At 64.3% G+C, this 13,112-nt stretch carries 11 protein-coding genes; 10 read left to right on the top strand and 1 reads right to left on the bottom strand.

What is annotated here, in order from left to right:
- Positions 1–5: 5 nt before the first annotated feature.
- Entirely contained in the window at positions 6–2,627 is a 2,622-nt protein-coding gene (gene acnB / locus KKP04_RS11625; protein WP_251134068.1) for a bifunctional aconitate hydratase 2/2-methylisocitrate dehydratase, read from the top strand.
- 209 nt (positions 2,628–2,836) lie between these two features.
- Here acnB and KKP04_RS11620 read toward each other — a convergent pair whose 3' ends face one another.
- On the bottom strand, positions 2,837–3,412 hold the full coding sequence (locus KKP04_RS11620) for an HNH endonuclease (protein WP_215031295.1): 576 nt from the start codon (positions 3,410–3,412) through the stop codon (positions 2,837–2,839).
- 173 nt (positions 3,413–3,585) lie between these two features.
- Here KKP04_RS11620 and KKP04_RS11615 point away from each other — a divergent pair, with 173 nt between their 5' ends.
- The 9 genes from KKP04_RS11615 to KKP04_RS11575 all read left to right on the top strand — a co-directional run bounded on the left by KKP04_RS11615 (position 3,586) and on the right by KKP04_RS11575 (position 12,981).
- Entirely contained in the window at positions 3,586–3,882 is a 297-nt protein-coding gene (locus tag KKP04_RS11615; RefSeq protein WP_215031292.1) for a DUF2293 domain-containing protein, read from the top strand.
- 157 nt (positions 3,883–4,039) lie between these two features.
- A complete protein-coding gene (gene efp / locus KKP04_RS11610) occupies positions 4,040–4,603 on the top strand; it encodes an elongation factor P (RefSeq protein ID WP_215031289.1) in 564 nt (187 codons plus the stop codon).
- Positions 4,604–4,774: 171 nt separating this feature from the next.
- On the top strand, positions 4,775–5,569 hold the full coding sequence (locus tag KKP04_RS11605) for an inositol monophosphatase family protein (protein ID WP_215031286.1): 795 nt from the start codon (positions 4,775–4,777) through the stop codon (positions 5,567–5,569).
- Between the two features lie 114 nt (positions 5,570–5,683).
- Entirely contained in the window at positions 5,684–6,730 is a 1,047-nt protein-coding gene (locus KKP04_RS11600; protein ID WP_215031283.1) for a flagellar motor protein MotA, read from the top strand.
- Between the two features lie 17 nt (positions 6,731–6,747).
- Entirely contained in the window at positions 6,748–7,767 is a 1,020-nt protein-coding gene (locus KKP04_RS11595) for a peptidoglycan -binding protein (RefSeq protein WP_215031280.1), read from the top strand.
- A 49-nt stretch (positions 7,768–7,816) separates the two neighbouring features.
- Positions 7,817–8,431, top strand: a complete 615-nt coding sequence (gene recR / locus KKP04_RS11590; protein ID WP_215031277.1) for a recombination mediator RecR — start codon at positions 7,817–7,819, stop codon at positions 8,429–8,431.
- 41 nt (positions 8,432–8,472) lie between these two features.
- The gene (locus KKP04_RS11585; RefSeq protein ID WP_215031274.1) at positions 8,473–11,028 is read left to right on the top strand and encodes a TIGR02302 family protein; all 2,556 of its coding nucleotides are present in this window, start codon (positions 8,473–8,475) and stop codon (positions 11,026–11,028) included.
- A 91-nt stretch (positions 11,029–11,119) separates the two neighbouring features.
- On the top strand, positions 11,120–11,572 hold the full coding sequence (locus tag KKP04_RS11580) for a SufE family protein (RefSeq protein ID WP_215031272.1): 453 nt from the start codon (positions 11,120–11,122) through the stop codon (positions 11,570–11,572).
- Between the two features lie 200 nt (positions 11,573–11,772).
- Positions 11,773–12,981: a glycosyltransferase gene (locus KKP04_RS11575; protein ID WP_215031270.1), complete on the top strand. Its 1,209-nt coding sequence runs from the start codon at positions 11,773–11,775 to the stop codon at positions 12,979–12,981.
- Positions 12,982–13,112: the final 131 nt, after the last annotated feature.

The raw sequence follows: 13,112 nt of genomic DNA, 5'->3' as shown, positions 1-13,112 counted from the left end.
GCAGCTTGCCTCACAAAGGCACCGCGCCGCCGCCGACCTCCAAGGACTACACCATGCTTGAAGCCTACCGTGCTCATGCCGCCGAACGCGCCGCGCTCGGCATTCCCGCCCTGCCGCTCAGTCGCCAGCAGACGGAAGACCTCGTTGCGCTGTTGCGTAGCCCTCCGGCGGGCGATGAGGCTTTTCTCCTCGATCTCATCGCATATCGCGTCCCGGCGGGCGTTGACGACGCGGCGAGGGTGAAGGCGGCGTTTCTCGCCGCAGTCGCGACGGGCGAGGAGGCGAACGCGCTCGTTTCGCGGGCGCGGGCCACGGAGCTACTTGGAACCATGCTCGGCGGCTTCAACGTCAAGCCGCTGATCGATCTTCTCGACGATGCTGAAGTGGGTGCCGTCGCGGCGGACGCGCTTAAAAAGACGCTGCTCGTGTTCGACTTCTTCCACGATGTGAAGGAGCAGGCCGAGCGCGGCAACGCCAACGCGAAGGCCGTGCTGCAAAGCTGGGCCGATGCGGAATGGTTCACGTCGCGTCCCGAAGTGCCAGCCTCGCTCACGGTCACGGTGTTCAAGGTGAACGGCGAGACCAACACGGACGACCTTTCGCCCGCGCCCGACGCCTCGACGCGCCCCGACATCCCGCTCCACGCGCTCGCCATGCTGAAGAACCCGCGCCCCGGCATCGAGCCGGACGAGCCGGGCGCGCGCGGCCCCCTGAAACAACTCGCGGCGCTCGTGGCCAAGGGCCACCCCGTGGCCTATGTCGGCGACGTGGTCGGCACCGGCTCCTCGCGGAAATCGGCGACGAACTCGGTTCTGTGGTTCACGGGCGAAGACATCCCCCACGTGCCGAACAAGCGCTTCGGGGGCGTGTGCCTAGGCACCAAGATCGCGCCGATCTTCTATAACACGATGGAGGACGCGGGCGCGCTGCCGATCGAACTCGACGTGTCCGCCATGGACATGGGCGACGTGGTCGAGCTTCGCCCGTATGACGGCAAGGCGCTGAAGAACGGCGAGGTGATCGCGGAATTCAAGGTGAAGTCCGACGTGATCTTCGACGAGGTGCGCGCGGGCGGCCGCATTCCGCTCATCATCGGGCGCGGGCTCACGGCGAAGGCGCGCGAGGCGCTCGGGCTTCCGGCCTCGACATTGTTCCGCCTCCCCGCCGTGCCGCACGACACCGGCAAGGGCTACACGCTCGCGCAGAAGATCGTTGGTCGCGCCTGCGGTCTGCCGGAAGGCACGGGCATTCGCCCCGGCACGTATTGCGAGCCGAGGATGACGACCGTCGGCAGCCAGGACACTACCGGGCCGATGACGCGCGACGAGTTGAAAGACCTCGCCTGCCTCGGCTTCTCCGCCGATCTCGTGATGCAGTCCTTCTGCCACACGGCGGCCTATCCGAAGCCGGTCGATGTGACGACGCATCGCGACCTGCCGGGCTTCATCGCCACGCGCGGCGGCGTATCCCTGCGCCCCGGCGACGGCGTGATCCATTCGTGGCTGAACCGCCTGCTTCTGCCGGACACGGTCGGCACCGGCGGCGACAGCCACACGCGTTTCCCCATCGGCATTTCTTTCCCTGCGGGCTCGGGCCTCGTGGCTTTTGCGGCGGCGACGGGCGTCATGCCGCTCGACATGCCGGAAAGCGTGCTCGTGCGCTTCAAGGGCACGATGCAGCCCGGCATTACGCTGCGCGATCTCGTCAACGCGATCCCGCTCGCCGCGATCGAGGCGGGCGCGCTCACCGTCGAGAAGAAGGGCAAGAAGAACGTCTTCAACGGCCGCATCCTCGAAATCGAGGGGCTGCCGGACCTCAAGGTTGAACAGGCGTTCGAACTGACCGACGCATCGGCCGAACGTTCGGCGGCGGCCTGTACCGTGCGGCTCAACAAGGAGCCGATCATCGAATATATGCGCTCGAACATCGCGCTCATGCGGTGGATGATCGCGAACGGATATGAAGACGCGCGCAGCCTCGCACGTCGCATCGCCGCGATGGAAGCGTGGATCGCCGCACCGCACCTGATCGAGCCGGACGCCGACGCGGACTATGCCGCCGTGTTCGAAATCGACCTCGCGGACATCAAGGAGCCGATCCTCGCCTGCCCGAATGACCCGGACGACGTGAAGACGCTCTCCGAAGTGGCGGGCGACAAGATCGACGAGGTGTTCATCGGCTCGTGCATGACGAACATCGGCCACTTCCGCGCGGCGGGCAAGATCCTCGCCGGCAAGTCCGACATCCCGACGCGGCTCTGGATCGCGCCGCCGACCAGGATGGACGCGCGCATCCTGACGGAAGAGGGCTATTATTCCGTGCTCGGCAAGTCCGGCGCGCGGATGGAGATGCCCGGCTGCTCTCTCTGCATGGGCAATCAGGCGCAGATCCGCAAAGGCTCGACGGCGCTTTCGACCTCGACGCGCAACTTCCCGAACCGGCTCGGCATCGATACGCGGGTTTATCTCTCGTCGGCGGAGCTGGCGGCGGTCGGCGCGCTGCTCGGCCGCATCCCGACGATGGCGGAATACATGGAGCACGTGGAGGCGGTGAACAAAGCCTCGGGCGACATATACCGTTACATGAATTTCGACCAGATCCCGGAATTCGCGGACGCGGCGGCCTGACGTTTTTCCGCGTGGGGCCGTTCACCGCGCCGGGGTGGCGTGCAGTGCGGGTTGCGGCTCTGATGAGCCCCTGCCCCGCGTTGAAGTCGCCTCGTCGATGACGACCGGCACGGCAAGCTGATCCATTCGAACGGCGATCGCGCCTTGGCGCTATGGAAAAAGGCCGCCTTGCGGCGGCCCGGAAGCATTTCGTTGCGATACAGGATCGCTTACGGCTCCAGTTCGACATCCCAATACAGGTAGTCGAGCCAGCTTTGATGCAGATAGTTCGGCGGGAAGAAGCGCCCGTTGCGATGAAGCTCGTGGACGGTCGGCCGATATGGCTTCAGCGCCGGGAACATCTTCGCCTTGGCGGGCATCTTGCCGCCCTTCTTCAGGTTGCATGGCGCGCAGGCGGCGGTGACGTTGTCCCAGCGCGTCAGGCCGCCCCGCGAACGCGGGATGACATGGTCGAATGTAAGATCGTGTGGAGAGCCGCAATACTGGCACTGGAACTTGTCGCGCAGGAAAACATTGAAGCGCGTAAATGCCGGATAAAGCGCTGGCTTCACGAAGGTTTTCAGCGAAACGACGCTGGGTAACCTGATTTCCGCATTCGGGCTGCGGACAACCTTGTCGTAGAAGGAAACGATGTTGACGCGATCGAGAAAAACCGCCTTGATCGTCTCTTGCCAATTCCAGAGGGACAGGGGATAGTAGCTCAGCGGTTGAAAATCCGCGTTGAGCACGAGAGCCGGAAAGCTGTCCGGCGGAGACCTTAAAGAGGTCGCTGCGAAAGCTGTCACGTTCACCTTACCTCAACGATTGCCGTTAAGTCGGGGCCACGCTCGCACGTACGTCGCTCTATACACTGACGCGGATACTACATGCGCGTGTCAATTCTGTGAAGGGTGCACGTGCATTCGGGAGCGTTTCGTGCGATATGGGCCGAAAACGCTCGCCGCCCGACGAGGCTCGCATGGCATCGCGACGAGAAGTCGAAGACGCGCTGAGGCGGCTCGCACCGAAAATTCCGTCGTTTGAATTCAACGCCATAGCGGATCATGCGATAGACAGCGCGGGGCTTTCGAAGGCGTCGCCGGAAACGGCCGCGTGGCTGTCGATGGTCGCTTTCGTGCGCCACGCGCTGACCGATTACGACGCGCTGCTGCATGATGGATATGATCAGGCGGCAGCCAGGCATTTTGTCGCAGCCGAGATTGAAGACGTGCTTGCGGGTTGGGGAGTGCGGCGGAAGCTGACTGCGGGCGAGTGAGCGCTTCGGGTCCGGCGCGCTCGGATATGTGAAGCGCCTTGCTAGCAGCAACCGGGGGCGCATCCATCGTACGCGGTGTTTCGTCCTCTTGGCCTTGACACAACCCCAACGCATCCGCCACACCTTTCGCAACGAATTCTCACGCGCGAGCGCTTCCATGAAAATCAACGGCAATGAAATCCGACCCGGCAACGTCATCGAGCACAACAACAGCCTTTGGATTGCAGTCAAGACGCAAGCCGTGAAGCCCGGCAAGGGCCCAGCCTACAATCAGGTCGAACTCAAGAACCTCATCAACGGCTCGAAGCTCAACGAGCGCTTCCGCTCATCCGAGACGGTCGAGAAGGTCCGCCTCGAACAGAAGGACTTCCAGTTCCTGTATGTTCAGGAAGACATGCTCGTTTTCATGGACACCGAATCCTACGAGCAGATCGAGCTTGCGAAGGATTTCGTCGGCGAGCGCTCCGCTTTCCTTCAGGACGGCATGAAGGTCATCGTCGAGATGCACGAAGGCCGCGCCATCGGCATCGAACTGCCCGATCAGGTGACGCTTGCCATCGTGGAAGCCGATCCCGTGGTGAAGGGCCAGACGGCGGCTTCCTCCTACAAGCCCGCAGTGCTCGAAAACGGCGTGCGTGTCATGGTCCCGCCCTTCATCTCCTCGGGCGAGAAGATCGTCGTCGATACGAACGAGATCGCCTATATCCGCCGCGCGGAGTAGAATAGGGCCACAAGCGCCTTCGGGCAGATTTTTCGCAAATGCCGGGGCGGCCTCGGGCCGGGCTCCGGCATTGTCGCGAAGACGCAACGCGAAAGTGCCATGCTTCCGCGAACGTATCGGTTTCGATTTTCCGGCTGGCAAGCCCGCCGTCGACATTGTGGAGTTTTCGCCATGCCCGCATCAGCGCTGATGACGATCATGATCAATGCCGCCCGAAAGGCGGGCCGCAGCCTCGCGCGCGATTTCGGCGAGGTCGAACATCTTCAGGTCAGCGTGAAAGGCCCGGCGAATTTCGTCTCCGCCGCCGACCATCGCGCCGAAACGATCCTGTACGAGGAATTGTCGAAGGCGCGCCATGGCTACTGCTTCCTCATGGAAGAGCGCGGCTTCGTCGAAGGGCCAGACAAATCTCACGTCTGGATCATCGATCCGCTCGACGGCACGACAAACTTTCTGCACGGCATTCCGCTGTTTTCCATCTCCGTCGCGCTCGAACGCGATGGCGAACTCGTGGCGGGCCTCATCTACAATCCGGCGAATGGCGATCTCTACACCGCCGAGCGCGGCAAGGGCGCTTTCTTTAACGACTCGCGCCGCCTGCGCGTGGCCGCCCGCGACAACCTCGACGCGGCGGTCATCGCCACCGGCATCGCCCATCGCGGCAAGCCGGGGCAGGAGCAGAACCTGCACGAGATTTACAACGTCATGGTCGATGCGGCCGGTATCCGCCGCACCGGCGCCGCGTCGGTCGATCTGGCTTGGGTGGCGCAGGGGCGCTTCGATGGCTACTGGGAGCGCAACATCCAGCCGTGGGACATGGCTGCGGGCATCGTCATCGTGCGCGAGGCAGGCGGCTACGTTTCGGACGCGGATGGCGGCCAGAACATGCTGAAGAGCGGCACCGTCGTTTGCGGCAACGAGTCGATCCATGCGGCGATTTTGAAACGCATCGCCGTTAAAGCTTAGAAAAGTTGTGCCGTTCAGTGTGAAGTTGTATTCCGCGCCTTCCACAAATGGTGTATACGGCGTCCAAAAGCTTGAGTTTTGCACGGATCGACGCGACCGCGGGACACGCTGATCATGAGTAAATCACCCTACTACAAGACGTTATCCGGCCCCGGGCGGTTCGTCGGCCGCATGCTTCTCTTCTTGATTCTCGCGGGGCTGATCGGCTTTATCATCCATAAGCAGATCATCGAAAATTTCGATCACAACCGTCCGTTGAATACGCTGATCGTCGGCGTGCTGATCTTCGGCATCCTCTACACCTTCCAGCAGGTATTCCGCCTCTTCCCCGAGGTGCGCTGGGTGAACAATTTCCGCCTCTCCGATCCCGTGGCGACGGATCGCCTGCCGGCCATGCTCGCGCCGATGGCGACGCTGTTGAAGCGGCGGCAGGGACAGGGCACGATTTCGCCCGTCGCGATGCGCTCGATCCTCGACTCCATCGCCTCCCGTCTCGACGAAAGCCGCGAAACCACGCGCTATCTCGTCGGGCTGCTCATCTTCCTCGGCCTCCTCGGCACATTCTGGGGCCTTCTCGAAACGACGGGATCGGTGGGCCAGACCATTTCCGCGCTGAACACCGAAGGCAAGGAAACGGCCGAAGTCTTTCAGGAACTGAAGACCGGCCTTGAGGCGCCGTTGCGCGGCATGGGGACGGCATTCTCGGCCTCGCTGTTCGGCCTCGCAGGCTCGCTCATCCTCGGCTTCCTCGACCTCCAGGCCGGGCAGGCGCAGGCGCGCTTCTACAACGAACTCGAAGAATGGCTCTCGACCATCACCGAGCTTCGTTCCGAAGGCCCGGCCGACGCGCCCGGCTCGCAGGCGCAGTTCCGCTTCGCGCTGCTCGACATGCAACGCAGCATCTCCGACCTCGCCGAGAAGATCGAGCACGGCTTCATTCGCGGAGGCGGCGCGAACAACGAGCAACTCGCGAGACTGTCGGAGGGGATCGACAAGCTCGTTCAGCAGATGCGCGCGGAACAGAAGGTCTTGCGCGAATGGGTGGATGAGCAGTCGCACGGCCAGAATGAACTCGCCGCCGTGCTGAAGGAGCAGAACCGCCTCGCCAGCGCGCTTCGCGAGATCGCCGCGCGCGCCCGCCGCGACCCCGTGGACCGGTAGCCCCGGAGGATCACCCGATGGCCCTTTCGAAGCGCCGCCGCCCGCCCGCCGTCGACTATTGGCCGGGCTTTGTCGATGCGTTGTCGACGCTGCTTCTCGTCGTGACCTTTCTCATGGTCCTGTTCATGGTCGCGCAATATTTCGCGGCGCAGGACGCGAGCGGCAAGGACAGCGCGCTCGCCAGGCTTCAGCGCCAGATCGCGCAGATGGCCGACCTCCTCTCGCTCGAACGCTCGCAGAAGAAGACCGCGATGGAAGAAACGAGCGGGCTTCGTGAGACGCTCGCCTCCGCCAGCGCCGAAAACAAGCGGCTGACGAACCTCCTGTCGGTCGACTCGGCCAAGAGCGGCGATGCTCGCGTCGCGGCCGTCACGACGCAACTCGACGAGCAAAAGAGCATTACAGCGCAGGCGCTGGCACAGGTGGAGCTTCTCAACCAGCAGATCCTCGCGCTTCGCAAACAGATGGCCGCGCTCGAAAACTCGCTCGGAGATTCGGACAAGCGCGACAAGCAGGCCCAGACGCAGATCGCGGACCTCGGTCAGCGGCTGAATGTGGCGCTCGCGAAGCGCGTGCAGGAGCTTTCGCAATATCGCTCGACGTTCTTCGGCGAGTTGAAGAAGTCGCTCGGCGACCGCGACGACATTCAGGTCGTGGGCGACCGCTTCGTGTTCCAGTCCGAAATCTTCTTCGATAGCGGCTCGGCGGATCTCGCGCCGCTGGGCTACGCCGAACTCGACAAGCTCGTCACCGCGCTGAAAGACCTCGAAACGAAGATCCCGCGCGACATAAGCTGGGTGCTCCGCATCGACGGCCACACCGATGTGCGCCCTATTTCGACGGCAGCGTTCCGCTCGAACTGGGAGCTTTCCTCGCAGCGCGCCATCTCGGTGGTGAAATATCTCGTGTCGAAGGGCGTGCCGCCGAACCGGCTCGTCGCGGCGGGCTTCGGCGAATATCAGCCGCTCACGGGCGGCTTCACCGACGACGATCTGCGCAAGAACCGCCGCATCGAGCTGAAACTCACGGAGAAATAGCCGCGCCGTTTCGGTTGCGGATCGCGCGCGGCTTCGTTATCTGATCGCCATGCTGCCACCGCAAAAGAAATCCTCCGGCGCCGAAATCGAAGATCTGATCGCGTTGCTCGCGAAGCTGCCCGGCCTCGGGCCGCGCTCGGCGCGACGCGCGGCGCTGCACCTCATCAAGAAGCGCGAGCAGCTTCTGCTGCCGCTCGCCCGCGCGCTCGGCATCGCCGCCGAGAAGATCGCCATCTGCAAGGAATGCGGCAACATCGACACGCAGCAGCCCTGCGCCATCTGCGCGGATGCGGGCCGCGACGCCTCCACGATCTGCGTGGTGGAGGAGGTGGGCGATCTGTGGGCGCTGGAGCGGGCGGGCATCGTGCGGGCCCGCTATCACGTGCTCGGCGGCACGCTGTCGCCGCTCGACGGGCGCGGGCCGGACGACCTCACGCTCGCGAAGCTGATGGAGCGCGCGCGGGCGCCCGGCGTTAACGAAATCATCCTCGCGCTCAACGCAACGGTGGAAGGCCAGTCGACGGCGCATTACATTGCGGCTGAGTTGGATGGCTTGCCGCTGAAGGTGACGCGTCTCGCGCGCGGCGTGCCGGTGGGCGGCGAACTGGACTATCTCGACGAAGGCACGCTCGCCGCCGCGATCAAGCTTCGCCAGCCGATGTAACGGCCTTACGGTCGCTTTCTTTCCTGTGGTATCGTGTTGGAATGACGACGCAAGGCAGCAAATCCGAAAACGAGGCCGGGGCCGGGATCGGCATCGAGGCATCGCCGTCCGCCGAGGAACGCCTGCTGAGGCGGAAGGTGCGCGCCGCGCGTCGCGCGATGCTGTTCGAAAAGCTGTGGCCGCGCGTCTGGCTGCCGCTCGCGGTGGCCGGAGTCTTCGTGCTGCTCTCGGCGTTCGAGGTGTGGCAGATGCTGCCGCCGGTCGCGCATTTCGGCCTTTTGTGGGGCTTCGGCGCGGGGTTCGTCTTGTCGCTGGTGCCGCTCGTGTTCTGGCGGCCTCCGTCGCGGCAGGACGCGCTCGACCGGATCGAACGCGCCTCGGCCCTCGATCATCGCCCGCTGACGGCCTTTGAGGATACACTTTCGCAGGATGCCCCGCCCGCGACGCGCGCGCTGTGGGAGGCGCATCAAGCGCGCGCGGCCCGGTCGCTCACGAAGCTCAAGACCGGCGAAGCTCGGCCCCGTGTCGACCGTTACGACCCTTTCGCCCTTCGCGCGCTGCTCGTGCTCCTGCTCGTCGGCGCGCTGGCATCGACGCAGGAAAACCTGCCGAACCGCATCCGCGCCGCTTTCACGGTGCCCGATCTTCCCCTCATCGGGAACGGTTTGCGCATCGACGCGTGGATTTCCCCGCCAGCGTACACGCGCAAGGAACCGTTCGTGCTAACCGCGACCGCGTCGGCAACGGACGCGGTGCCCGTACCGCAGGGCTCTACGCTCACCGTCAAGATCAATGGCTCCGACGCGAAGGGCTATAGCGTTGCGCTGGCGTCGCCCGGCGGCGGCAAGCAGCCGGTTACGCCAACCGCGCAGTCGACCGACACCTATGCCGAATATACGAGCGCTATCGATGAGGATGTGACGCTTTCCATCGGCTGGACGCTCGGCTCCGAGCGGTCGTGGCGCTTGAGCGTCGTTCCGGACAGCGCGCCCCGGATCGCGTTTCACGGGCCGATCGAGGTGTCGCCGCGCGCGGTCATGCTGCTGAAATACAAGGTGGACGACGATTACGGCGTCGCAAACGCGGAAGCGCGCGTGGAGCGGGTCATCATCCCGTCCGTCGGCGAAAGGGACAGCGAGGCCGTGGAAGGCCCGCCGCCGAGCCTTCCGCAGATCGGCAAGCCGCCCGTGTTCCCGCTTTCGCTTCCGCATGCGCCGGTGAAGGCCGCCGAAGCGAAGACCTACAAGGATCTGACATCGCATCCATGGGCGGGCCTGCCGGTGGTCATCACGCTCGCGGCGAAGGACGAGGTGGGGCGTGAAGGGTTGAGTGCGCCGCGCGGCATGATCCTTCCCGAGCGGAAATTCACCAAGACGCTCGCGCGCGGCACCATCGACCAGCGCCGTTCGCTCGTACAGAACCCCGCCGACACGGCACGCGTCGCGGACAATCTCGACGCGCTGGCCGCCGCCGCTCAGGACGAGGGGGCGAGCGCCCCGATTTATCTCGGCCTGCGCTCGACGTTCTGGCGATTGAAAAACAATCCGGACATCGCCGACATCGAAGACGTGGTCGGACAACTCTGGGACGTCGCCATTCGCATCGAGGACGGCAATTTGTCGGCGGCGGAGCGCGAGCTTCGCGCCGCGCAGGAGCGCCTTAAAGACGCCATCGAACGGGGCGCGTCGCGTGAGGAAATCCAGAAGCTGATGGCCGAGCTTCGGCAAGCGCTGAACAGCTATTTGCAGGCGCTCCGGCAGCAGCAGAACAAGAATGCCGACCGGGCGGCCGCCTCGCCGAATGCAAAGACGATCTCGCCGCAAGATCTCGCCCGGCTTCTCGACAGGATCGAAAACCTCGCGAAATCGGGCTCCGCCGACGCCGCCGCGCAAATGCTGAACCAGCTTCGCGACATCCTCGAGTCGCTGCAAACCGCGCAGGGCAGCGGCCAGAGCCAGGAAGAGGACGCCGAGAGCCTCCAGAAGCTCGACGAGATGACCGATCTCCTGCGCAAGCAGCAACAACTTCTCGACGATACATTCCGCCAGCAGCAAAATCAGGACGAGAACGGCGACGACGAGAAAAGCGCGCAGCCGCAGCAGGGGCAGAAACAGGGGCGAGGCACTCCGAAAAGCTCCGCCGAACTCGACCAGCGCCAGGAAGACTTGCTGCAGCAGTTGCAGGAGCTTCTTTCCGGCATGAACGCCGACGGTAAAGATCCCGTGCAGCAGAAGCTTCGCGAGGCGGAAGAGGCGATGGGCGACGCCGTCGGCTCGCTCCGTCAGAAGCAGTTCGGCGAGGCTGGCGAGGACGAAGGGCGCGCGGTCGAAAGCCTGAGGCAGGGCGCGCGCGCGCTTGCCGAGCAGATGATGCGATCGGCGGGCGGGACGGGAGCGGGCAATCAGGCCAACCGCGACCCGCTGGGGCGCAAGCAGAACGGCCCGCTCGACAATTCGGGCGATGACGTGAAAATTCCCGACGAATCGAGCGGCCAGCGCGCGCGCGCCATCATGGACGAGCTTCGCAAGCGTCTCGGCGAGCCGACGCGGCCCATGCTCGAACTCGATTACCTCGAACGCCTGATCAAGCCCTATTGAGGCCGGTCGCCTTGCGAAAACGCGGTGGCGGCAAGATATTTGCATCAGGGAGCACCAGCGATTTTTGGGCGAACGCCCGGAGGACAGACTCATGACCGGCTCAACCAAAATCGACGAACTCGTCGAGAATTTCGGTTTCCTCGACGATTGGGAGGACCGCTACCGATATCTGATCGAGCTTGGCCGCGCGCTTGCGCCGCTCGACGACGCCGAGCGCAACGACGTCACGAAGGTACGCGGCTGCGCGAGCCAGGTGTGGGTTGTCAGCAAGGCGACAGGCTCCGGTCCCGACACGGTGATCGATCTGCGCGGCGACAGCGACGCGCATCTGGTCAAGGGGCTGATCGCGGTCGTGCTGGCCATGTATTCCGGCCGGACTGCGCGCGAGATCCTCACGACGGACGAGAGGGCCGTTTTCAAGACGCTTGGGCTGAACGATCATCTGACGCCGCAACGCTCGAATGGGCTTGCATCGATGGTGCAGCGTATCAAGCGCGATGCGCTCGCCGCGTCCGGCGCCGAGACCTCGGCGGCTGTGCATTAGAACGGATTCGTAGCGGCGCGACGGCGAAAGGCGGCGGTTGCCGCACCCGTGGCCCGCACGTCGAAAGCGTCGCCCGCGCTGCGATGCCCCGGTTTCAGCTCGCCTGAGACTTTGACGCAATGGCGCAAACATACTAAAATTCAACGCTTCAGGCCGCATGATCGGCGGCACAGGCCATTTGACCCGGTGCGTTGCCAGTGATGCGTTTCGCTTCTGAAAATCTCCCTCCTGCCGAATTCTCCGCCATCGAACACGCCGCATATCCCGCGCAACCCTACCTGCCGCTGCCCTCACATCGGAAGCGCGTTGCCGTGACCGCGTCCTCGGCTGGCGCGCTGATCAATTTCTGCCATGGCCTGATCCTCGACATGGTCAATCGCGGGCACCGCGTTTTCGCGTTCGCGCCCGACCTGGCGAACAGCGACATGCGCATCCTTTCGCATATCGGCGCGGAAGCCTATTCCCTGCCGCCGCAGCTCGCGCTCTGGGACAAGTACCGGCGCATGCGCGAACTCTCGAACCTGTTCGGCGATCTCGCGCCGGACGTGCTTCTCGTCGAATCCGCGCGCAACGGCATGGTCAGCGTCGCCGCGGCGAAGATGGCGAAAATCGCCCATGTCGTGACGGTGGTGCCGAGTTTCGGACCGGCCTTCATGGAAGGGGCTGCGGGCGCGTCCGCGTGGAGCCACCGGCAGGCGATGAAGACCGTTTTCCGCACCGTGTTCTCATGGAGCGATGCGGTGGTGTTCCACAGCGCGCATGACATGAAATTCGCTGACGACACGAAGCTGCTTCCGCCGTCGAAACCGGCGGTCGCGGTTGGCGGCTGGGGTGAAGATCTGCACCGCCATGTGCAGCGGCCGCTGCCGCCGCTCGATCGCGGCGTGCTGTTTCTGATGGCCGCGCCGCTCGATCAGCTTCAGGGCCTTCTCGATTATTGCGAGGCGGCGAAAACCATGCGCCTCAAGGCGCGCCGCGCGCGGTTCTTCCTTGCGTCGACGCCCGGCGAGGCGATCGCGCCGGTCGGCACCGCGATCCTGAAGCAATACCGCGAATTCGTGCAGTATATCGGCCCGGTCGACGACGCGGGCTCGCTCATCTCGCGCTGTCATGTGCTGGTCGCCCCCTCCTGGGGCAATGGCGCGCCGCGGACGTTGTTTCAGGCGCTGGCGCTCGGGCGGCCCATGATCACGACCGACACGCGGAGCTGCCGCGATTTCGTGCAGCAGGGGCTGAACGGCTACAAGGTGCCCGTCCGCGACCCGGAAGCGCTCGTCCGCGCGATGATCCAGCTCCTGCAACGGCCCGACCTCATGCCGCTGATGGCGGAGGAATCGCGCCGCCTCGCGCTGCGCTTCTACGACATGAACGCCGTCAACGCGCTCGTCCTCGAAACGGCGGGGCTTTAGCAGGCTGCTGAAATACTCCTGTCTCGACAGCGGTTTGAGAACATGATTCACCCTCAGCACGGTAACGGCGGGGGTGATGATGCGCGGGATGGACGAGACGAGCGGATCGCTGTTCAGCTATGTCGATCTGG

Source organism: Rhodomicrobium sp. Az07, from assembly GCF_018619475.1.
Lineage (GTDB): Bacteria > Pseudomonadota > Alphaproteobacteria > Rhizobiales > Rhodomicrobiaceae > Rhodomicrobium.
Note: the sequence above shows the minus strand (reverse complement) of the source record. Positions and strands in the feature narration are given on the sequence as shown.